The 20,478-nt window shown below is 49.6% G+C and carries 21 protein-coding genes; 11 read left to right on the top strand and 10 right to left on the bottom strand.

Translation table 11 applies throughout. The annotated features are described in order from the left end of the window. The first annotated feature begins 3 nt into the window (after positions 1-3). The 4 genes from merR (at position 4) to merA (ending at position 2,917) form a co-directional block, all read left to right on the top strand. On the top strand, positions 4-399 hold the full coding sequence (merR, locus tag RCH83_RS13615) for an Hg(II)-responsive transcriptional regulator (protein WP_373689774.1): 396 nt from the start codon (positions 4-6) through the stop codon (positions 397-399). A gap of 79 nt (positions 400-478) precedes the next feature. Beyond that, positions 479-826, top strand: a complete 348-nt coding sequence (locus RCH83_RS13620; protein ID WP_306523004.1) for a mercuric transporter MerT family protein — start codon at positions 479-481, stop codon at positions 824-826. A gap of 52 nt (positions 827-878) precedes the next feature. Further along, a complete protein-coding gene (gene merP / locus RCH83_RS13625) occupies positions 879-1,154 on the top strand; it encodes a mercury resistance system periplasmic binding protein MerP (RefSeq protein WP_306523006.1) in 276 nt (91 codons plus the stop codon). 110 nt (positions 1,155-1,264) lie between these two features. After that, positions 1,265-2,917 carry a mercury(II) reductase gene (gene merA, locus RCH83_RS13630; RefSeq protein ID WP_306523008.1) on the top strand — a complete coding sequence of 551 codons (1,653 nt, stop codon included), beginning with the start codon at positions 1,265-1,267 and terminating at the stop codon, positions 2,915-2,917. 678 nt (positions 2,918-3,595) lie between these two features. Here the strand turns inward: merA and RCH83_RS13635 are convergent. The 5 genes from RCH83_RS13635 to RCH83_RS13655 all read right to left on the bottom strand — a co-directional run bounded on the left by RCH83_RS13635 (position 3,596) and on the right by RCH83_RS13655 (position 9,154). Then, positions 3,596-4,843: a DUF2235 domain-containing protein gene (locus RCH83_RS13635; protein WP_306523010.1), complete on the bottom strand. Its 1,248-nt coding sequence runs from the start codon at positions 4,841-4,843 to the stop codon at positions 3,596-3,598. Positions 4,844-5,032: 189 nt separating this feature from the next. Then, positions 5,033-6,394, bottom strand: a complete 1,362-nt coding sequence (locus tag RCH83_RS13640) for a lyase family protein (protein WP_306523012.1) — start codon at positions 6,392-6,394, stop codon at positions 5,033-5,035. A 228-nt stretch (positions 6,395-6,622) separates the two neighbouring features. Then, positions 6,623-7,168, bottom strand: coding sequence for a hypothetical protein (locus tag RCH83_RS13645; protein WP_306523014.1), 546 nt, complete (start codon positions 7,166-7,168; stop codon positions 6,623-6,625). A 106-nt stretch (positions 7,169-7,274) separates the two neighbouring features. Then, positions 7,275-8,420 carry an MbnH family di-heme enzyme gene (locus tag RCH83_RS13650; protein WP_306523016.1) on the bottom strand — a complete coding sequence of 382 codons (1,146 nt, stop codon included), beginning with the start codon at positions 8,418-8,420 and terminating at the stop codon, positions 7,275-7,277. Continuing rightward, positions 8,402-9,154 carry an MbnP family copper-binding protein gene (locus RCH83_RS13655; protein WP_306523018.1) on the bottom strand — a complete coding sequence of 251 codons (753 nt, stop codon included), beginning with the start codon at positions 9,152-9,154 and terminating at the stop codon, positions 8,402-8,404. Before RCH83_RS13655 ends, RCH83_RS13650 begins: the two co-directional genes overlap by 19 nt. Positions 9,155-9,258: 104 nt before the next feature. Here RCH83_RS13655 and RCH83_RS13660 point away from each other — a divergent pair, with 104 nt between their 5' ends. From RCH83_RS13660 to RCH83_RS13670, 3 genes are all read left to right on the top strand, one after another. Then, a complete protein-coding gene (locus tag RCH83_RS13660) occupies positions 9,259-11,997 on the top strand; it encodes a choice-of-anchor B family protein (protein ID WP_306523020.1) in 2,739 nt (912 codons plus the stop codon). A 198-nt stretch (positions 11,998-12,195) separates the two neighbouring features. Beyond that, positions 12,196-12,615: a DUF2141 domain-containing protein gene (locus tag RCH83_RS13665; protein ID WP_306523022.1), complete on the top strand. Its 420-nt coding sequence runs from the start codon at positions 12,196-12,198 to the stop codon at positions 12,613-12,615. A gap of 129 nt (positions 12,616-12,744) precedes the next feature. Beyond that, the gene (locus tag RCH83_RS13670; protein ID WP_306523024.1) at positions 12,745-13,605 is read left to right on the top strand and encodes a DMT family transporter; all 861 of its coding nucleotides are present in this window, start codon (positions 12,745-12,747) and stop codon (positions 13,603-13,605) included. A gap of 138 nt (positions 13,606-13,743) precedes the next feature. Here the strand turns inward: RCH83_RS13670 and RCH83_RS13675 are convergent, their stop codons facing one another. From RCH83_RS13675 to RCH83_RS13685, 3 genes are all read right to left on the bottom strand, one after another. After that, complete coding sequence (locus tag RCH83_RS13675; protein ID WP_306523026.1) at positions 13,744-14,427, bottom strand: glutathione S-transferase family protein; 684 nt, start codon at positions 14,425-14,427, stop codon at positions 13,744-13,746. Positions 14,428-14,521: 94 nt separating this feature from the next. After that, entirely contained in the window at positions 14,522-14,944 is a 423-nt protein-coding gene (locus RCH83_RS13680) for a hypothetical protein (protein WP_306523028.1), read from the bottom strand. Between the two features lie 60 nt (positions 14,945-15,004). After that, a complete protein-coding gene (locus RCH83_RS13685) occupies positions 15,005-15,913 on the bottom strand; it encodes a LysR family transcriptional regulator (protein WP_306523030.1) in 909 nt (302 codons plus the stop codon). Between the two features lie 118 nt (positions 15,914-16,031). Between RCH83_RS13685 and RCH83_RS13690 the strand changes: the two genes are divergently transcribed. Beyond that, a complete protein-coding gene (locus tag RCH83_RS13690) occupies positions 16,032-16,706 on the top strand; it encodes an NAD(P)-dependent oxidoreductase (protein ID WP_306523032.1) in 675 nt (224 codons plus the stop codon). 173 nt (positions 16,707-16,879) lie between these two features. Continuing rightward, positions 16,880-17,254 (top strand): MmcQ/YjbR family DNA-binding protein, encoded by a 375-nt coding sequence (locus RCH83_RS13695; RefSeq protein WP_306523034.1) that lies wholly within the window; start codon positions 16,880-16,882, stop codon positions 17,252-17,254. On the opposite strand, the gene RCH83_RS13700 is transcribed toward RCH83_RS13695, so the two are convergent. Further along, positions 17,245-17,637 (bottom strand): antibiotic biosynthesis monooxygenase, encoded by a 393-nt coding sequence (locus tag RCH83_RS13700; protein WP_306523036.1) that lies wholly within the window; start codon positions 17,635-17,637, stop codon positions 17,245-17,247. The genes RCH83_RS13695 and RCH83_RS13700 overlap by 10 nt on opposite strands. Beyond that, positions 17,634-18,824: a cytochrome P450 gene (locus tag RCH83_RS13705; protein WP_306523038.1), complete on the bottom strand. Its 1,191-nt coding sequence runs from the start codon at positions 18,822-18,824 to the stop codon at positions 17,634-17,636. Before RCH83_RS13705 ends, RCH83_RS13700 begins: the two co-directional genes overlap by 4 nt. A gap of 67 nt (positions 18,825-18,891) precedes the next feature. On the opposite strand from RCH83_RS13705, the gene RCH83_RS13710 reads away from it, so the two are divergent. Both RCH83_RS13710 and RCH83_RS13715 read left to right on the top strand, forming a co-directional pair. After that, positions 18,892-19,644: a helix-turn-helix transcriptional regulator gene (locus tag RCH83_RS13710; RefSeq protein ID WP_306523040.1), complete on the top strand. Its 753-nt coding sequence runs from the start codon at positions 18,892-18,894 to the stop codon at positions 19,642-19,644. Positions 19,645-19,774: 130 nt separating this feature from the next. Then, positions 19,775-20,401 (top strand): glutathione S-transferase family protein, encoded by a 627-nt coding sequence (locus RCH83_RS13715; protein ID WP_306523042.1) that lies wholly within the window; start codon positions 19,775-19,777, stop codon positions 20,399-20,401. Positions 20,402-20,478: the final 77 nt, after the last annotated feature.

Genomic DNA, 20,478 nt, shown 5'->3' on the forward strand with positions numbered 1-20,478 from the left:
GTCATTTTGTATACAATCGGCCAATTAGCCAATGCAGCTGTCGTTAACGTTGAAACTATCCGTTACTACGAACGCCGTGGTCTTGTTGAACAGCCTGGTAAACCGACACAGGGGTTTCGCCAGTATCCTGTCACTACCCTGAATCGGCTTCGATTTATCAAGCGGGCGCAGGAGTTAGGGTTCACACTGGAAGAAATCCATCATCTGCTCACACTGAATGATACCCCATGTCAGGGCGTCCAGGACGTGGCCACACTCAAGCTTGCCAATGTCCGCTCAAAGATCGCAGATCTGCAGAGTCTGGAACTTGTTCTTCATCATTTGCTGAACCAATGCGCATCCAATCCGGATCAGACCCATTGCCCCATTATCGAATCCCTACAACCACATAACAACTAAACCCACCGATTGGGCTTGACTCCGTACTATGGTACGGCATCTACACTGGCACCGATAACTCTAATCGCAGGAGTAAAACGTGTCCATAAAAGAGTCAAATCTCCCCGTTATCGGTGGAATAGTTGCGGCCATTGGTGCAGGCGTTTGTTGTGCCGGTCCTTTCGTTTTGTTGCTACTTGGGGTGAGTGGTTCCTGGATTGGTCATTTGACCATGTTAGAACCTTATCGCCCTATTTTTATTCTGCTGGTTTTAACCTCGTTTGGATTTGCTGGCTGGAAGGTCTATCGACCTATTGACATGTGCGCTCCAGGAACAGTCTGTGCAGTTCCCCAAGTGCGAAAACGCAGGCAGGTGATCTTTTGGTTATCAGCACTCACAGCATTAATGTTAGTCACCAGCAATTATTGGATTGTCTGGTTCGCCTGAATACTTTTTACCCTCAATTTTATTAACGTTTTATACGTTATTGGAGAGAATGATGAAGAAAATCACCTTGTTGTTTTTGCTAACGTTGACCAGCCTGAGCGCTATAGCCGAAACGAAAACGGTTACGTTGGAAGTTCCAACCATGAACTGCGTCACTTGTCCGTTTACAGTCAAAAAAGCCTTACAAAATGTAGAGGGCGTCAGTAAAGCTGAAGTCACCTTTGACACCAAGTTAGCAGTAGTCACCTTCGATGACGAAAAAACCACGGTGAAAGCACTGACTGAAGCCACCACTAACGCTGGTTATCCGTCAACGGTCAAAAAGTAAAGCGCGGAAATACACATATGATTACGGCCCCGTTTCGGCAATAAGCTGAGCGCATTGGTTATGATAATTAACAATCACAGAAAATACTTCTTCGCTGTTGAGGAACGAAAATGATCTTGTTATCGATAAAAGGGATGACCTGCCCAAGCTGTGTCGCCCATATCAAAGATGCGCTCGATGCGACCGAAGGCGTTAATTACGTTGAGATCTCCTATGCAAACGCCAGCGCAGCGATCACCACAAACGGGAAGGTAAGTGTCGCGGATCTCGTCAAGGCGGTTGAAACTCTGGGTTATGCCGCACAAGTCAATCCAGAACCTCAACCTTGTTTTGACAACACAAATATCAGCAATACAGAAAATATCAGCCCACAACAAGTGGTAATCATTGGCAGTGGCTCTGGTGCGTTTGCCTGTGCGATTAAAGCTGCTGACGGAGGAGCTAAGGTTACGCTTATCGAAGGTGCGGATGTTATTGGCGGTTGCTGTGTCAATGTCGGCTGTGTCCCGTCTAAGATCCTGATCCGCGCCGCACAACTGGCGCAGCAACAACGAAACAACCCTTTTACCGGATTGGTAAATCATTCGCCACAGCTTAATCGCGCACTATTGACGGAGCAGCAAACAACGCTTGTCGAAGAATTGCGCGTGGCAAAATACCAAAATATTCTGGATATCAATCCGGCACTGAGTTTGATCAAAGGTTGGGCTACTTTCAAAAACGCGAACACTTTGATCGTCAGCCAAAGTGATGGCTCCCAGCAAGAAATACACGCCGACAAGGTGCTCATTGCTACCGGTTCGAGCCCGACCATCCCGCCTATTGAAGGTCTGAGCGAAACCCCGTACTGGACTTCTACTGAGGCGCTGTTTGCGACAGAACGACCACAACATCTGGTCATCATTGGATCTTCTGTCGTTGCGCTGGAAATTGCTCAGGCTTATCGCCGTTTAGGCAGTGATGTTACCCTTTTGGCCAGACATACGCTTCTTTATCGCGATGAGCCGTTACTCGGCGAAAAATTAACAGATTGCTTTGAGAAAGAAGGGATCAGGGTTCTAAACCATACTGAGGCGTCAAATGTTTCCCATGACGGTCGACAGTTTACCTTGAAAACCAATGTAGGCAATTTACGTTGTGACAAGCTTTTAATATGCACCGGCCGTCATGCAAATACGGCCAGTCTTAACCTCGAAGTAGTTGGGATCCGGACAGACAAACACGGTGCGATCATCGTTAACGAGATGATGGAAACAAGCGTTCCAGGAATTTATGCCGCAGGTGATTGCTCCACTATGCCGCAGTTTGTGTATGTCGCTGCGGCTGCTGGTAGCCGTGCAGGAATGAATATGACCGGTGACGAGAGTAAACTTGATCTATCTTCGATGCCTGCGGTCATTTTTACCGATCCGCAGGTTGCAACCGTCGGACTGACTGAAGCTGAGGCCAGACAGAAGGGGATTCACACAGACAGTCGGGTACTCGACATGAAAAATGTACCCAGAGCGCTGGCCAATTTCGAAACTGATGGTTTTATAAAACTGGTGATTGAAAAGACCACAGGAAGACTGATTGGTGCACAACTTTTGGCCCATGAAGGCGGAGAAATGATCCAAACTGCAGCTCTAGCTATCCGCAATCGGATGACTATCAATGAGTTAGCTGACCAGTTGTTTCCATATTTGACCATGGTTGAAGGGATCAAGCTCTGCGCCCAAACCTTTCACAAAGATGTGAATGAGTTGTCCTGCTGTGCTGGATGAAATTGACTCCGCTGTATAATGCACTTCACTTCTATAGCCACCAGGTTGTTTTGGCCCTATAAATAATACGTTCATTACCTTGTCATCAATCAGAACATTCTCAAGTGACAATGAACACTCGATCCCAATAGGTTTGCTTATGGCATTTTGTTTCACCTTTAGCGGCGATTAGAAGTGAGACTGAAGGTAACCAACTTGCAATAAACCTATGTAACATAATAAAAGTTTTGTTTTATTGCTGCGTTTTCGTTGCTCGGTGGCTTGAATGTGTACTCGCAAGGAGCAAGGGCGTTCAGTGCAAAAAGTTAACTGGCACAACTCACATGAGCGTAAAAATAGGCCACAATGAAGGGCAGTTCGATTTGGATATTTGAAACAAAAAAATAACATATAGATTTTTTGTTTCAAACCAAGCAGTTAAAAAGAGTTCGTTGTACGGCTACAATCGATTTAGGCAATTTATAACGTAAAACCGTGTTAAAGCCCGATAGGTGATACTTTTTGTGGGCCGAGCCCTCAAAAGTGGCCGAAACCCAGTATTGACGGTGGTTCTAACGTTATTTTCTTCGGAAAGGTTTGTACTACCGTTTTGACTTGCAAACTAAAGAACATTAGTTAAAAAGCCCTGAAATTTCAGGGCTTTTTCTTGAGGGCGTGCTGGGGTTGCTACTGTTGTATTTAACGTCTGAGGCCAAATCTGTTGTTGGCTGCCCAGACACATTGCAGTTTCAGTTGTTGTTGGCCAAGCAATAAATCCACAACACTGTTCAGCGGCAGTTGGATATTGGTGCGGATGGCAGCACCAACACCCGGGCTGTAATTTTCCACGGCACAGGGGTGGCTTTGCTGGTCAATATGAAGCACAGCCGGTGTGGCAAAGGTCTGGAAACGGTCAAACTGCCGGCGATTGCCATTCAGGTGCCGGGGTTGGAGTTTCAGGCTTTCGGGCTGGTAATTGCTGGCCTGCATACGTTCAAATACCGATTCATGCACCCGCATCACATGGCCAGGTCCTGGTGTGGTTTCCACTTTACGAATGCGTGGACTGTCCATCACCCGGCCAAACAGCTGGTGCGCCATGCCGTAAGAGTCGTGTAATGGTGCCAGCGAACTTGGTGTAACAGAAGCCTGCCAGACCGGATCCTGGGTATCAAATTCCAGACCCAATTGGCTGGCCTTTTCTACCATCCAGACCAGGCTGACATCTGACACCCTGTGATCTGCATATCCACCACCCACATCTGAATGTACCCCGGCAAACCAGCATTGTTCGACATGTTGCCCGGGGGCCAAATCGCCGGTCCAGATCGAAGGTGCAAAAGGACCGCGTTTTTCATCCAGCGCCAGTGCATGATAAGCATGCCGCACCAGTTTGCTGATGTCGGTGTCAAAAAAGCTCACCAGCGATTTTGATAGTTGCCTAAGGCCTGGGGTTGGCACTCCCAGTGCACCCACAGTGTCCCAGACGCCAATCATATTGATGGCGGGTCTGTGATTCCCCTGATACAGGCTGGTATTACGTTTTGCAGGTTCGGTGCGGTAATAATTGTAAGCTTGCGGCAGTTGTTCCCAATGATCTTTGCGCAACAAACCTATGGCATTGATCATGCCTGCAATAGCGCGCGCGGTATAAGCACCGCGGCTAAAACCAAAGAGGTAAATTTCGTCGTTGGGTTCGTAGTTATGAATAATAAAACGGTAACCATCCAATACGTTTTTTTCGATCCCCTTACCGGTGGCGCCGCCAATAAATTTGTCAATGGAACCACCAGTGCCAACCCCCTGATCATAAAACACCACCTGATGCACACCATGTTTATCCACAGGTGCCAGATGATGGGCAATTTTAATCACATTGGTTGGATTCTGATCCGGTTCGTTCCAGGTGCCGTCACAACAGACCACTATCCTTTTCATCGTTTTCATAATGATGCCTCCAGATGGCAAAAGATGAATTTTGCGTTGTATGCAGCACGGCATCCTCATCTGCATTTAAGCAGTATAGGTGAGCGCAACCGGGGGGATGGCAGCAAAGTGGCAGAGCGCACCGAATTTATCAAAAAGATCAGAATTTGTTGTCAGAGTCTGTTGCTGACAAGAAAGTGGCTTTGCCTGTTACACCAACAAAGCCGGATCCAGTAGTTTTTGCAGTTCCTCTGCACTCAGACCGGACATTTCAATGGCAATATCCAGTACCGGCCTTTGTTGCAGATAAGCCTGTTTGGCAATAGCCGCCGCTTTTTCATAACCAATCAGCGGGTTGAGTGCAGTCACCAGCACAGGGTTCAGTGCCAGAGTTCTTGTTGTATTGTGCTGCAATACCACTAAACCGCCGATACACTGCTGCGCCAGCGCCTGACAACTGCCCGTCATCAGCTCAATACTGCCAAGCAGATTATTGGCCACCAAAGGCAACATCACGTTCAGCTCAAAATTGCCGGATTGACCGGCCACTGTAATGGCGCTGTCGTGGCCTATCACCTGAGCACAGGCCATAGCAACAGCTTCCGGGATCACCGGGTTGACTTTGCCCGGCATCATAGAGGAGCCGGGTTGTAACGCTGGTAAAGTGATTTCGGCCAGTCCGGCCAGCGGGCCAGAGTTCATCCAACGTAAATCATTGGCAATTTTCATCAGCGCTACCGCCAGAGTTTTGACAGCGCCGGAGCAGGCCACGGCCACATCCTGAGTGGCAATATTAAAAAAGAAATTATCAGCGGGGCGCAGGGAAAGGCCGCTGAGCTTACTGAGCTGTGCAGCAAACAATGCCGCAAACTGGGGGTGGGCATTGACGCCTGTACCCACCGCTGTGCCGCCTTGCGCCAATTGTTGCAATCTGGGTAATTGTTCAGTGAGTAAGGTCTGACCATGCTGCAACTGCGCCTGCCAGCCGGAAAATACCTGTGAAAAACGCACCGGCATGGCATCCATTAAATGGGTGCGGCCGGTTTTTAACACCTGACCATATTCGGCACTTTTGTCTGCAATCACCTGTTGCAGCCCAACCAAAGCCGGCAGCAGTTGTTGTTGCAGTGCCAGCGCTGCACTCAGATGAATGGCGGTTGGGATAGTGTCATTGCTGCTTTGCCCCAGATTCACCTGATCGTTGGGGTGAATTTTTTCGCCGGCAAGCTGGCTTGCCGCTGTGGCCAGTACTTCATTGACATTCATATTACTGCTGGTGCCGGAGCCGGTCTGATACACAGAAACCGGATATTGCCTGGCCTCTGTGTGCGCCAGTTGGGCCTGCGCTGCCTGCATAATAGCCTGGGCTATGGCCGGCTTTAATAACCCCAGCTCTGCATTGGCTGCTGCCGCCGCCTGTTTGATTTGCAATAAAGCACGGATAAAAGCCAGTGGCATAGTGCTGCGGTTCAGATGGAAATTGTCGACTGCACGTTGGGTTTGGGCCTGATATAACGCATAGGCCGGTACTTGCAGTGCGCCCATGCTGTCGTGTTCGGTGCGGCTGGTCATCAGAAGTTCCTGCAGAAGTTTTTTGTTACAAATGGCAGCATAGACCTCAGCGGCCATTTTGGCTGTGTGATCACAGGACAAAAGCCGAAGTGGCTTTTTTGATTGTAGTGGCCAGATAAAAACGGGGTTTAACAATTCACCAGGCCCGAACCCTGGTTGGCGGTGTTTGAGCTGTTTTTGCTTTGCAATAAACAACAAGGGCGCTGTTGCAGCGCCCTTGTTTTGCAGTTAACCGGTGGCCTTTTTACCGCCTGTCAGCAAGTCAAACAGATATAACAACACAGGGCGTACCACTTTATACATCAGCACTGCCATCAGCAGGATCAGGCAGCCAAAAGCTGTGGGTAACAACACACCGAAGGTGTAACTCATCGCCAGCACAAAACCTAATAAAAATTCAGCCCGGTATAACGGGAAAAACAGCGCCAGCAACGGCAGACTAAGCATCAGCTGCGACAAAACCTGTTCTCTGCCTTGCAGAAATAACACCGAAATCAGCACCCCAAACAACACCGCACAGGCAAAGGCGCCTAGCACACCAGCCGGATAAGCTTGGTGTACCCGCCGGTAAATCCGGCCCAGTAAAAACCAGCTCAGCACCGGCATTATTAAAGCGCCCCACCAGTTGGAAATAGCCGGTAAATCGGCTTGATTTAACAAGTGGTGGCTGACCACACCACCGTTAAAATGTTCAAAAGCCAGCAGGGCCCAAATGTAGATACTGCTGACTAAAGTGAGGATAAGTTGATGTGGTTGCAATTGTTGTTTAGTCATTGTGCTGCTCCATAAAGAACAACCAGTGTAGTTTGCTGCTGCAACATGCCAAGCACCAGAGTGTAAGAAAAATTATCTGGCATCTGGTGGTTGTCGGCTGAAAGTGTCAGTGTCCTGTGGTTTTGGCCTGCCAGGGATCGGCCAGCGCCGGATCCGAGATAAATACCGGATCGGTCAGGCTTTGTAAAAACGCCAGCACAGCGGCTTTTTCCGCCGCAGTTAAGTCGATGTTTTTGATAAAAGGACTTTTATACGGATGTAGCCTGCCATCCCCAGCATCAGGCCCGCTGCTGATATGGCGCCCGCCTGCGAGATAAAACTCCAGCACCTGCGGCAAGGTGGCAATGCTGCCGTCGTGCATATAAGGTGCGGTCAGGCTGATATTACGTAAAGTTGGTGCACGAAAACGGCCATCGTCGGCCGCATTTTGGCTGATTTCGGCCAAACCTCTGTCTTTATCCGGATAACCCAAACCGCTGAATTGCTGACGTTTGGCAAAATATAAGCCGGTATTAAAAAATGGCCGCCTGTCCAGGGGTTGTTTTTCATGGCTGGTGGACTGGGTAAAGTTAAAACCACCATGGCAATGGTGACATTCCAGCCGTTCGGAAAAAAACAGCTCCATGCCCTGTAATTGTTCCGGGCTCAGCGCCTTGTCGTCATTCTGATAGGCGTAACGGTCAAAAGGCGATTGCAGTGAAATCAGCCGGCGCACAAAGCTGGCCAAGGCCTGATTGATATGCTGAAAGTTTGGCTCTGGTTCGCCAAAAGCGGCCTCAAATAAAGTCGGATAAGGGGCGTGGTTCAACCGTGCCAGAATCTCAGTTTCATGACCTGCAATGCCAAGCTCCACCGGATTGTCACCAAACATCGGGATCAGCTGCTGCTGTTCTATTTCCGTCAGGCCATCATGGGCCCAGGTCAGGGTTTTGTTATACGCAATATTCACCAGCGCCAGTGCATTGCGGCGGTGTTGTTGCCCCGTGCTGCCAATCGACACTGGTCTGGGTTCGGCAAAAGCATATTGTTGTTGATGGCAACTACTGCAGCTTTGTTGTTGATTGGCAGAAAGCCGGTTGTCATAAAACAAAAAACGGCCAAGTTCCACTTTGGCAGCTGACATCGGGTTGTCGGCCGGCACTGCAGGCTTGGGAAAGTCTGCTGGCAAGGGCCACTGATAAGCAGTAGGTACGTCAGTGCAACTGGTGCAAAACAACAGCAGACTGACGGCTTTTAAGGTTTTAAATGCCATAAATCGCTGTTTTCCTTTAATAATCTGGGCAGCAACAACTGGCAGCTTTGTCGCAGAGTATCTGACATGCAGTTGTGTTGTGCTGTTGGGGTAAAATCTGCCAGTAACAAGGCTAAATCCAGTGCCAGCACCTTCTCGCCCTGATAAGGCAAACTGAATCTGGCTCTGTTGGGTTGGGCGCACGGGACGGCCGGCGGTCGCAACACACTGGCGGACTGGCAACCGGTGGAGCCCAGATGCAAAGCCCAGCCGTCAGCGGCGCTTTTGAGTTCCAGCCGGAAAAACTTATGGCCACCTTGCCAGCTCCAGAACATATCGGACTGGTTCAGCGGAGAGGCCGCTGTCAGCGGGTTCTGATGATTCAGGTCGTCAGGCACACCCAGCACAAATGTCAGTTCGCCTTTTGGCAATGGCCCGGCAAATTTCAGTTGCCACTGGCCATCACTCTGGCAATCGGTGCCAAGCAGCGCCAGTCGTTGTTGTTGCCAGGGCGTTTGTTCATCAGTATGCAACAGCGCAGGCTGACCATTCAGCTGAAAATCGGCCAGATAAAGTTGCAGTTGTGATAATTGCCATTGTTGGCCCGCCAGCAAAAAACTGCGCTGGCAATCCAGTGCCTGTTGTTGAAAATACAACTGTAGTTGCAGTTGTGCCGGCACTGCGGGCTGACAGGAAGCAATGCCAAGGTTGATGAAAATAACAACGAATATTTTAAAAAAATGTTTACTTTTCATCGGCGAGGGCGGTTAAATTGACACTAATTTATTCACAATACAAAAATTACCGGCAAAAAGCGATGTTGTGTGATGACACAAGCGAGCCCGGCAAGGAAAGCAAGATGACAAATGATGCCCGGGGTTATCGAAGGTTCTCGCTGTTAAATCAACTGATGCTGTTGTTGGCGCTGGGTTACAGCACCCAGTTGCTGGCTCATGCCGAGCATGACAAGGGACGTTTTGTCGCAAACAGCGGTCAGGATCAGGGGCGTTGTGATTCACCGCTGCGACCCTGCCGTACTATCAGTTATGCCATGGCACAAGCCAATAAAGGTGACAAAGTACTGGTGGCTGATGGCAGTTATCACCTGACGGATGTCAAAGAGCTTTTTATGCTAACCAGCGACATAGTGCCGGTGTTGGGTGGATTTAATAAGTTTGACCACTTCCAGAGTCAGGCACCACAACTCAACCGCACTGTGCTGAGTGGTGTGCCGGTGGAATATGCCGCTGAGTTGGAAAAACGTGGTTTTGTGGTGCTGGCAGACGGTAAATCAGTGGATGGCGCCGCCTTGCAACAGCTGGAGCAGTTGCAGGCCGAGTTACAACAAAGCCAAACAGAAACGCCTTGCGTGAATGGCAAAGCTGGTGTTTTTCCCTGTAAAAACATTGACCTGGTTAGTCATATGGCGCTTGCTGACTTTTCATTAAAACCAGATGCCGCCAATGATATCTGGGGTCATGTTGACTTGAATACAGGCACAGAATACGCCCTTATCGGACTGAAAAACGGTACTGCAGTGGTCAGCCTGGCCGATCCGGCACGGCCAGTTGAAATTGGTGCTATTGCCGGGAAAAGCAGTGTGTGGCGCGATATTAAAGTGTTGCAGTTTTATGATGGCACCCAACAACGCTGGCGTGCTTATGCTTATGTCAGTTCGGAAGCCACTGACAATATTCAGATTATTGATTTAAGCCAGTTGCCGCATTCTATCCGGCTGGTGGCGGCAGATCCGGCAACCGAAACTGCGCATAATGTTTACATCAGTCATGTTGATTACAGCACCAACACGGCGCTGGATGGGCTGGAGCCAGCTTTACATATAGTTGGGCAAGATGCTGTGGGTGGCGCCTTTCTCACTTACAGCCTGAAAAACCCGGAAAAATTGCAGTCTTTATTTGCCCACAGCAGTGCAACCCGGGATGAATATACCCATGATGCCGCTTCTATGGTGGTGCATGACAACAGGGCGCAACAAAGTTGCAATAACAGCCGTTGTACTGTGTTAATGGATTTTAATGAAAAGTCGGTAAAACTATGGAATATCAGCGAGTTAAGTACAGCAAAGGCGTTAGCAGATTTAACCTACAACAATGCTGAATATGTACACTCCGGCTGGTGGAGTGAAGATAAACGTTTTGTATTTGTGCATGATGAGCTGGACGAATCACGCCGCGGCCTGAATACCACAGTGCGGGTGCTCAATGTTGATCATCTGAATAACCCGGTGTTGGTGAAAGAGTGGAGCGGACCAAGCCGCGCTATTGATCACAATGGGTATACCAGAGGCAACCGATATTACATTTCCAATTACCAGCGTGGCACCACAGTGCTGGATATCAGCAACCCGGCAGAGCCAACAGAAGCCGGTTATTTTGACTCTTACCCTGCCTCAGACGGCGCCGCTTTTAACGGTGTCTGGGGCACTTACCCTTATTTGCCCTCAGGTCTGATTATTTCATCGGATATCAACAGTGGTTTATATGTACTCAGAGACCAAACCAAAAACACCAGTGCCGGTCAGGTATTTTTTGCAGAGGCCAAAACTCAGATCAAGGCCGGAGCTCCAGTGACAGTGGTGGTGAAAAGACCTCAGGGCACTGGTGCAGTTTCAGTGGCTTATGAAACCCAGACCGGCCAGCAACAACCTGCGGTTTTGGCTTCAGGCCGGCTGAACTGGGCGGCCGATGAGCATCAGGATAAAACCATTAGTTTTACTGCACCTGAAGAAAGTGCGTTATCACAAAACCTGATGTATATCCGGTTATTTGACCCACAACAGGGCTTAAGTCTCGGCAGCCCGAGTTATCAGGTGCTGAGCTTTAAAAACAGCCAGCCGGCTTATGGTGCTGCGGGTTTTGTGACTGCAGTTGCTCTGGCTGATGAAAACAGTGCAGCTGTACAGCTGAAACTGGGACGTTTTGGTGGCCATGTTGGGCCTGTGCAGCTGAAGTATCAGTTGCAGGACGGTACCGCTGTTGCCGGCAGAGACATGGCTGCTGTCAGTGGTGAAGTCAGTTGGGCTGATGGGGACAGCAGCGAAAAAAGCATTGAGATCCCGGTGATTGATAATCAGCTGCTGGATGGTGATCGTCAGTTTAAAGTATTGCTCAGCGCCATCAGCGGCAACTTGCTGGCCGAGGGTGCAGAAGTGCAGGTCACTATTGTAGATAACGAGCGCAATAGTGCGCCTGTGCTCAGCGGTGAAACCAGGCTGCAGGCCAATGCGGGGCAGACCGTGGTGCTCAAGGTGAATGCCACAGATGCCAATGGAGATGCGCTGAGTTATCAGTGGCAACAAGGTTCAGGTCCGGCTGTGGTGTTAAGTGGAGATCAAAGTGCTGAAGCCAGTTTTGTCGCGCCCAATCAGGCAGCAGAACTGGGTTTTAAGGTGATTGTCACAGACAGCCGTCAGGGTCGTTCTGAGCTGATTTTTGGGGTGTCGGTGCGGGCAGCTGTCGTGACACCGCCTGTGGATAACAACACTTCTGACCAAGGTTCGTCCGGTGGTGCCGGTTTTTGGTGGTTGCTGTTGTTGCCGTTATGCCAGAGGTATGCCGCCATGCGGCGGGTTAAATAAACCTGAATTGATTTTGACCTTGTCAGCTGACGGCAGCAGGTAATCGCTTTTGTGCTGCAGTACTGTAATAGATTAGGCCGGAAGTCATTTTTTTTACGCTGAAATATCATGACTTCCGGCACCTGTGACTAGCACGGCGGCTGCATACAATGCAGCCATGGTGTTCATCCCGGATACCCCAGTTACAGGATACAAAAAATGAAACTTCACTCTTTATTATGCGGTTCAGCCTTGTTGTTGGGCAGTTTCAGCGCGTTGGCGGCTTATCAGCTGGATGTGAATATTCACCAAATTAAAACCACTGCAGGCACCTTGCATGTTGCGCTTTATAACAATGAAGCGCATTACGAAGCCGGTGAAAAGGCGTTGGCGGTGCAAAAAGTGGCGGTCAGCAGCAACAAAATACAGTTGCAGTTTGCCGGTTTAGCCGCTGGCAACTATGCCATCAAAGTGATGCATGATGAAAACAACAATGGCGAACTTGACCGCAACCTGTTTGGCATCCCCAGTGAAGGTTATGGTTTTAGCAACAATGGGGGCCAGTTTGGTCCGGCCAGTTTTAGCGAAGCGACTTTTGCGGTGCAGGCCGATCAACAAATAGCTATTCAGCTGCATTAATCTGTTTGTGCTCTGTGAAGCCCGTCACTCTGTAAGCTTGCGACAGAGTACCGGCGCCTGCGTTGGAGTAGCGGCGGCCTGCACCGCCCTTATGTTAAACTGGCCGCTCTTCTGATTTGAGCACCTGATATGCACAGCACCGACAAACCTCTGCGCGGCATTCTGGCCATGTTGCTGGCTGTTTTTATGTTTTCCGGTATGGACGCCAGCATGAAAGCCCTGACCAGCCATTACAGCCCGATGCAAATTACCTGTTTACGTGCCGCCTGCGCCTGGCCTTTTATTGTCGCCTGGCTCTGGCATGGCAACAGACTGCAACATTTGCTGGATGCGCGCTGGTCTTTGCATATTTTCCGCGCTGTGCTAGGCGTGGTGATGTTGTCGGCTTTTATTTATGCCTTAAAAACCCTGTCGCTTGCCGACGCTTATGCCATCTTTTTTGCCGCGCCTTTTCTGATCACTATGTTGTCGGTGTTTTGGTTAAAAGATTATGTGGCGCCAAGACAATGGGTGGCGATCGCTGTTGGTATGGCGGCGGTACTTTATATGCTCAAACCAGAAGGCGACCAACTGCTGAGTTTAGGCGCGCTGGCGGCTTTGTTGTCGGCGCTTTGTTATGCCATTTCGGCTATTACGGTGCGAATTCTGGCAAAAACCGACCATAGCGGTAATATGGTGTTCTGGTTAATGACCATGATAGGTATTGGCGCTGGTGTATTGGCTATTCCCGACTGGCAGCCGTTACAGCTGCAACACTGGCCGTATTTTCTGGCTATTGGGGTCACAGGTGCTATTGGTCAGGTGTTTATTACCGAAGCTTTCCGGTTAGCGCCACCTTCAGTGATAGCGCCTTTTGAATACACGGCTTTGGTCTGGGGTTTAGGTTTTGACATTATGTTGTGGCAAGTCTGGCCCGATGCCACTTTGTTAATAGGTTCAGCGGTGATTATGGCCAGCGGCCTTTATTTAATCTGGCAAGAGCGACGTTAAATTGTTGTTTTTACACACACTCCAACAAAACAACAAGCAACACAACAGGGATCAAAAACCACAGATAAAAAACCGGCGTTATGAATAACGCCGGTTTGTGAAAGTCCTGAGTGCTGGTGGCTTGTGGTCAGGCCGAGGTTATTGACCCAGCCGTAAATCTGCAACTACGTCACCGGCAGCCCGCATTTCTTCTTCGTGACCCATATCACGCCATGGCTCTGCCAGCGCTGCTTCATACCAGCTTTGCATGCCTGGCAAAGCCAACAGCGTTTTGGCATATGCCATAGCAGGGGCGCTGAGTTCTAAACCATAACTCTGAATACGAAAGGCAACAGGTGCAAAAAACGCATCCACAGCGCTGAAATTTTTACCGGCCAAAAATGGCCCGCCAAATTCACGCAAGCCTTGTTGCCATAAAGCGTCAATACGCTTAACGTCTTTTTCAAGGGCAGCCGGATATTGGTGCAATTTCACTCTGGCACCACAGTTCATGCCACAGATATTACGCAACGCCGAAAACCCTGCATGCATTTCACTGGCGGCGCAGCGCGCATAATTACGGGCTTTGGCATCTTCGGGCCAGACACCCGGATGACGTTCGGCCAGATATTCCACTATGGCCAGCGATTCCCACACCACCACATCACCGTCGTGCAAACAAGGCACTTTGGCTGTTGGGGAAAAACGGCTGAAAACCGCAAAGTTATCGTTTTGAAACTGCTGCAGTTGTTCAGTAAAAGGGATCTTTAATTCAGTGAGTAATAACCAGGGACGTAACGACCAGGACGAATAGTTTTTGTTGGCGATATAAAGCTGATACACAAACACCTCCTTGCTGAATAAGTGGTTACAGTACGCTGTAGCGGCCGCGCGCTCAAGAGCTGGTACCAGGCTAAAGTGTGAATATCTGTTGCTGTCAGAGCCGGTGCCAGTTTTGCCAGCTGCCCATGGCAAAACAACTGCCAAGCAGTAAACAGCTGGCCGAGCTCAGATACCAGAAGGTCATACTGTTGCCCGGAAAAGCCGGCATTAACAGAGGAAATAACAGACCACGAGCTAATAACACCAGGCTTATCAGCACCAAAACCGTTTTTAAAAAAGGCAAAGGCCGGATCACTCCGGCGCCCGACAGCGCATAACAAGCCCAGACCAGCAGCACCAGGCTAATGGCTGAAGTCACCACTGTAGGGTAAGGATGACCGGCCGCTGCCAGTTTGGCCATCTGCTCACCGGCACCCATTAGCCGGTACCAGCGCTCGCCCACCACAATACAAGCCAGATGTAATAAAGCCGCAAGTGCACTGCCGCAGGCGGCAATAATGAATAATTTATTTGTCATTTTCACTTTCCTTGTTTGTTGTTCAATCTCGTTTGTTTATCAACGGCATTAGCCGGCTTTTTATTTTAATGCTGCTGCTTGCTGCAGTGTCTGCTGTAAAAAATCCACAAAAAGCCGTACTTTGGCCGGTCGGTGTGGGCCTGGTGGATAGACCGCAAAAATACCGCCTTTTTGTAGCTGCCACTCTGGCAATAAACGTTGTAATAAACCTTGTTCAATCAGCTCTTTAGCGCTGTAATCCGGTAGCACCGCCATACCGGCACCACTTAATAACAACGACGTGACACTTTGGGTGGAGCTGGTTTTAATATTACTGTGAAGCCGCAGCTCCTGTTGTTCAGCGCCTTTGACAAAACACCACCATAACGGCGTTGGCAAAGGGCTAAAAGCAATAAAATTCAGCCTTGTTAAATCTGCCGGGTTGTTGGGCAACTGGTGTTGTTGCAAATAAGCCGGGCTGGCCAATAACCATTGCTGAAAATCGCCAAGCCTTTGTGCTTTGAAGCTGGAATCCTGTAACCAGCCAATGCGGATGGATAAATCTATACCCTGTTTAATTAAATCCTGCACCTGATCACTGCTGCGAAGATCAATCTGTAATCTGGGGTGACGCTGCTGAAATTGCAGCAGCAGCGGGATCAGCACCCTGTTGCTGTAATCTTCAGGCGCACTCAGCACTAAAGTGCCGCTGAGTTCAGTGTCGGTGCGGCTGAGTTGTTGTAGTTCAGCCCTAAGCTCTGCCAACAACGGCAGGCAACGCTCCACCAATTGTGCCCCTTCGGCCGTTAAGCTCACTTGCCTGGTGGTGCGGCGAAACAAAGCAGTACCCAGCTGTTGCTCCAGCGCTTTGATTTGCAGACTTATTTTTGTTTTGTTGCTGCCCAGTCTTTGGGCGGCCGCAGTAAAACTGCCACTTTGCGCCAAAGCTTCTACCAACAACAAAGTATTTAAATTCAGCTCAGTGTGCATTGGATTGTTTTAAATTTATAAACAGTGAATTAAAGATTAGCGGATTTTTCTTGTGTAATCGACAACGGATAATAACGCCATCGCCCTTAGTGGCTTATGACCTCAACAGGAAAATGTTATGACTACTTTAAATTTCACCACAACAACACCGCTCAACAACATCGCTATTATTGGCGCTTCAGGTTTTATTGGTTCAGCTTTAACCAAAGAAGCTTTGGCCCGTGGTTTAAAGGTGCGGGCTTTGGTCAGCCGGCCTGAACGTTTAACGGCAAGTGCAGAGTTAGAAGTTGTTGGTGTTGATGTGATGGATAGCAAAGCTTTAACACAGGCGTTGCAGGGTGTTGATTTGGTGATCAGTGCTTTTAGCGGCCATGCGCAGCAGGATGTGGCAGGTTATTATCAACAAGGTTTTGAATTGATATTGACCGCAGTCAAAGCGGCAGCTGTACCACGTTTATTGGTGGTGGGCGGTGCTGCTTCATTAAAATTAGCCGATGGTTCTATGTTGTTGGATAAACCGGATTTTCCGGCCGCTTATTTAGGCTCTGCTAAAGGCGCTTATGCGGCGCTGCAACTGCTGCGGGCGGAAAAGTCGTTAGCCTGGAGTTATTTATCTCCTGCAGCAGAAATTTTCCCTGGTGATAAAACAGGTAATTTCCGCTTAGGTGCTGATGATTTACTGACTGATGCCCAAGGCAAAAGCCGTATTTCTACCGGTGATTATGCTGTTGCCATGCTGGATGAAGCGCAGCAACCACAACAGTTGAATCGGCGTTTTAGTGTGGCTTATTAAGCTGAAATAACAGTAGTTTTTGCGTGTTTAAACATGCCGGAGATAAAAACGCGGTTGAACACCGCGTTTTTATTGGGCAATAGACAGCCCCTGCCACAGCAGCGCTATTGCAATCTTGCCGGCGCAGCTTGCAGAATAAAGTAGCCACATTTAGCCACTAGCCGGAAACCAAAATGGACTTTACCGCCTGCCGTGATCATTGCCTGATGCAATTACAAAGTGAAGAAGACTTCCCTTTTGGCCCCGATGTTTATGTCTATAAAGTGGTTGGCAAAATATTCGCTATTTTAAGTGAAAATCTGGTGCCCGGCAGTCCGGCTAAAATGGCCAGCCTGAATTTAAAATGTGACCCGGCGGAAGCACTGATGCTGCGGCAAATTTTCCCTGCCATAACACCGGGTTACCATATGAATAAACAACACTGGAATACGCTGTTGCTGGATAAGTCAGTGCCGGACAACGAAATTAAACGCCAGATTGAACAATCTTACGCCTTAGTGGTAAAGAGCCTGCCCAAAGTCAAAAGGCCGTTTTTAAGTCAGGGTTGAATGGCAGGCACCTCAGCCGCTGTTGAGGGGCAATCTGTTGGCTGGTGAAACAGCTGACTGTCGGCAGGCGCCTCTGCCCTCTGTTGTAAACCATAATCACGCTCAACAGTGGCAATGCGCAGCCGGTAATCTTTAAATATCACACTACGGCCTAGTTGCTGGGCCAGCCGGTGTGCTTCCAGTTGCCGCCACTGCAAAATGGCAGCTTCGTCCCGCCAGAAGCTCAAAGACAAGAGTTTGTCTGGTTGTGTCAGGCTTTGAAAACGTTCAATACTGATAAAACCGTCGATGTCATTTAATAAAGGTTTCAGGCTGGCTGCTATGTCCAGATACTGCGCTTTGTGTTCAGCATGCACTTCAACTTCAAAAATAACGGCAATCATTCTGTTACTCCCTGGCTGGCCTGAAGTGGCTGATCTGAGTGAAAAAACAGCGGTAATCGACCATTGGTTAAATTCTGATACTGCCACTGCAGAGGCGGCAGCTTTTGCCTGAGCAGGAACTCCATGGCAACAGCAGCAATCTGGCAGGCTATCCAGTCGCCTGGGCAACGATGAGCTCCACTGCTAAAGGTCAGGTTTTCCGTTGGGGTTCTGTCCAGTCTGAATTGCTCTGCGTTTTGATACTGCTGCTCATCCCGCCCGGCAGCTGCCAATAACAGCAACACAGTACTGCCCTGAGGCAGCAGCACACCTGCTATTTCACAGTCGGCACTGATAAAACGCCTGGTATTTTGCACCGGCGGGTCAAAACGGGCCACTTCATGCACCAGCAAAAGGCAAAACTCTGGGTTGGTTTGTGCCATTGGCAATAGCTGCTGCCTGAAAAGTGCAATCAGGCTGTTGCCAATCAGGCCAGAAGTTGCTTCATAACTTTGCATTAATAAACCAAGTAAATTAGCCAGTTGCCAATCGGCTCCCGTTGTTGTTTGCCGCAATTGCGCCAGCAAAGTGGCACAAGCCTGTTCTCCGGCGCTGATGGTTCTCGCATCAGCGTCCGGTAATAAACAAGCAATAAAATCAGCGATGGCAACAGCGGCAATGGCGGCCTGACAAGGTGAAAAATTCAGCAGCAGTGCCACCACAGTCACAGGCAAAAGCCGGATAAATTCATTCAGCACTGTGGCCTGGGCTGGCTCAGCGCCAGACTTGCTGCCGGGCGAAAACAAATGGTCGGCAGCAAGCTGATATTTATCGGCCAGCGTGCTTTGTAACTGCTGAACAGATTGCCAGCTGAGTTGCTGTACCTCTGTGGTGGTCAGCCGGCTGAGCCGCTGTTGCAGCCAGGCTTTATGTTGTTGTTGAGTGCCGCCATCTGTCATCCGGATCAACATGGCAAATACCTCAGAGACTGAAGTTGCAACAAGGTGGGGTGGCACTGGCGCTGTTGCCGGGCGCACTTTGGCGGCCGGGTGTGTCAGCAGTTGCCGGATCACCTCAGCTCTGGATGCCAGCCACAGTTTTAATGCCGGGTCATATTGCAGGGCAGCGCCCTGTCTGAGCATGGCGTAATAGGGATAGGGATCTGCATGTTGTGCAGCGGCAATGGCATGGAGCGGGACATTGTTCATTTTTATTCCAAAAAGGTAAAACCCGGTTGAATTTGCCTGCTTGTGCGCTGGCGTTATGCAAGGCATGATGCCGGAAATTTCCCCACAATACTTCGCCCAGCACCGAATGATGGATGTAGAACAACAGGTTGCCCAAATTGCCGCGGCAATAGCAGAACCGGCACGCGCCCGCATCTTATGTGCGCTGATGGACGGCCGCGCTTATACCGCCACCGAACTGGCGGCTATTGCCGACACCGCAAGTTCAACGGCCAGCGCGCATTTAAGCCGCTTAACTGAACTGGGTTTATTGCATAAAGTCAGTCAGGGCAGGCACCGTTATTTTCAGTTGGCAGATGCTGCTGTGGCTCAGGTGCTGGAATCGATGATGCAGCTGGCTGGCAGGGAGCCTTTGCGTATTGCTGTAACCACACCTCAGTCTTTGCGTTTTGCCCGCAGTTGTTATGATCATCTGGCCGGTGTGGTGGCGGTAAAACTCTTGCAACAACTTATCCAATTGGGCTGGTTATTGCCCGTTCCCGGCACCACAAGCGGGCAACAACCGGATTATCAGCTAACAGCTGTGGGGCAAGCCGGTTTTGCCAGGATGGCAATCAATGTCGAGACCAAACCACATAGCAGAAGGCGTTATGCCTGCGGTTGTCTGGACTGGAGCGAACGCACCACGCATCTGGCAGGCCAGCTTGGCGCAGCACTGCTGGATTTTATGTTAGAAAAACAGTGGTTTGAACCCAGACTCGACAGCCGCGAATTACAGTTGACCGAACTTGGCCGTCGCCAGCTGCATCTGCAATTTGCATTGAGTTTGCCGCCGGCATAAGGTTATTTTCCTGTTTGCCCTACAGGCGAAAATTGCCAACAATCTGAAAAAAAATGACTGTTTTCACGCTGGTTGCAGTTTTTAAATCAGGCTAAGGTAAGTCTTTCTGCCATAACCCAAGGAAACGATCATGGCCAGCTGCCCACAACTCAGGTTTTTCCACAATCCACAAAGCCGCTCTGCCGGTGTCCGTATGCTGTTAGAAGAGCTTGGATTACCTTTTACTCTTGAATTTGTTGATTTTAAAAACAAACCTGCTGCCTTATTGGCGGCAAACCCATTGGGCAAAGTACCTACTTTGTTGGCCGATGATGCTGTTGTCACTGAACAAGTGGCTATTTTTCAGTTTCTGGCAGAATTGGCGCCGGAGAAAAATTTAAGCCCAGCGGTGGGCGACCCGCTGCGTGGCCCTTATTTACGGGCTTTTGCGTTTTACGGCAGCAGTTTTGAACCTGCGATGATTGATAAATCACAAAAACGCGACAACACCTCACCAGGTATGAGCCCTTATGGCACTATTGAAGGGGTGGAAGCGCTGGTGCGGGCGCAACTGGCCAAAGGCCCATGGTGGCTGGGCGAGCGTTTTACCGCCGCCGATGTACTCTGGGCTTCGTCATTAAGCTGGATCACCCAATTTGGTTTATTGGAAAAAACACCTGAAGTGGCCGCTTATATAGAACGTTTTAATCAGCGCCCTGCGGTGATAGCGGCGCGCTCTAAAGATGCGGCACTGATGGCCGAAATCAGTCCGGCTTAACACAGCTACTGCGCGAGCAGCCTGCATTTTTAATGATTTTGAGTATATGATAAGCCCTGCTTTTATTTCAGGGCTTT

It is taken from the genome of Rheinheimera sp. (assembly GCF_030824435.1).
In the GTDB taxonomy this organism is placed as follows: domain Bacteria; phylum Pseudomonadota; class Gammaproteobacteria; order Enterobacterales; family Alteromonadaceae; genus Pararheinheimera.

Coding starts and splice junctions, on each gene's coding strand:
- merP (WP_306523006.1), top strand. CDS start 879: ATGAAGAAAATCACCTTGTTGTTTTTGCTAACGTTGACCAGCCTGAGC.
- merA (WP_306523008.1), top strand. CDS start 1,265: ATGATCTTGTTATCGATAAAAGGGATGACCTGCCCAAGCTGTGTCGCC.
- RCH83_RS13635 (WP_306523010.1), bottom strand. CDS start 4,843: ATGAAAACGATGAAAAGGATAGTGGTCTGTTGTGACGGCACCTGGAAC.
- RCH83_RS13640 (WP_306523012.1), bottom strand. CDS start 6,394: ATGACCAGCCGCACCGAACACGACAGCATGGGCGCACTGCAAGTACCG.
- RCH83_RS13645 (WP_306523014.1), bottom strand. CDS start 7,168: ATGACTAAACAACAATTGCAACCACATCAACTTATCCTCACTTTAGTC.
- RCH83_RS13650 (WP_306523016.1), bottom strand. CDS start 8,420: ATGGCATTTAAAACCTTAAAAGCCGTCAGTCTGCTGTTGTTTTGCACC.
- RCH83_RS13655 (WP_306523018.1), bottom strand. CDS start 9,154: ATGAAAAGTAAACATTTTTTTAAAATATTCGTTGTTATTTTCATCAAC.
- RCH83_RS13660 (WP_306523020.1), top strand. CDS start 9,259: ATGACAAATGATGCCCGGGGTTATCGAAGGTTCTCGCTGTTAAATCAA.
- RCH83_RS13665 (WP_306523022.1), top strand. CDS start 12,196: ATGAAACTTCACTCTTTATTATGCGGTTCAGCCTTGTTGTTGGGCAGT.
- RCH83_RS13670 (WP_306523024.1), top strand. CDS start 12,745: ATGCACAGCACCGACAAACCTCTGCGCGGCATTCTGGCCATGTTGCTG.
- RCH83_RS13680 (WP_306523028.1), bottom strand. CDS start 14,944: ATGACAAATAAATTATTCATTATTGCCGCCTGCGGCAGTGCACTTGCG.
- RCH83_RS13685 (WP_306523030.1), bottom strand. CDS start 15,913: ATGCACACTGAGCTGAATTTAAATACTTTGTTGTTGGTAGAAGCTTTG.
- RCH83_RS13690 (WP_306523032.1), top strand. CDS start 16,032: ATGACTACTTTAAATTTCACCACAACAACACCGCTCAACAACATCGCT.
- RCH83_RS13695 (WP_306523034.1), top strand. CDS start 16,880: ATGGACTTTACCGCCTGCCGTGATCATTGCCTGATGCAATTACAAAGT.
- RCH83_RS13700 (WP_306523036.1), bottom strand. CDS start 17,637: ATGATTGCCGTTATTTTTGAAGTTGAAGTGCATGCTGAACACAAAGCG.
- RCH83_RS13705 (WP_306523038.1), bottom strand. CDS start 18,824: ATGAACAATGTCCCGCTCCATGCCATTGCCGCTGCACAACATGCAGAT.
- RCH83_RS13710 (WP_306523040.1), top strand. CDS start 18,892: ATGCCGGAAATTTCCCCACAATACTTCGCCCAGCACCGAATGATGGAT.
- RCH83_RS13715 (WP_306523042.1), top strand. CDS start 19,775: ATGGCCAGCTGCCCACAACTCAGGTTTTTCCACAATCCACAAAGCCGC.